Genomic DNA, 220 nt, shown 5'->3' with positions numbered 1-220 from the left:
TAAAGATAATTTATTATATGCGACAGTTCACATGGACGAAAAAACTCCACATATGCATTATGGTGTTGTTCCTATCACTGATGACGGTAGATTAAGTGCGAAAGAAGTTGTAGGGAATAAAAAGGCGTTAACAGCGTTTCAAGATAGATTTAACGAATATGTTAATCAACGTGGGTATGATTTGGACCGAGGACAATCAAGACAAGTTACAAATGCTAAA

The 220-nt window shown here is 35.5% G+C and carries 1 protein-coding gene; it reads left to right on the top strand.

Features of this window, described 5'->3' with window-relative positions; translation table 11 throughout:
* The coding region (locus tag KA845_RS01260; RefSeq protein ID WP_210127743.1) for a plasmid recombination protein at window positions 1-220 on the top strand (220 nt) is incomplete at both ends.

The organism is Staphylococcus sp. GDX8P114P-2 (assembly GCF_017892945.1).
GTDB lineage: Bacteria > Bacillota > Bacilli > Staphylococcales > Staphylococcaceae > Staphylococcus > Staphylococcus arlettae.
The sequence above is the reverse complement of the archived record's forward strand: the minus strand, read 5'-3'. Positions and strand labels throughout refer to the sequence as shown.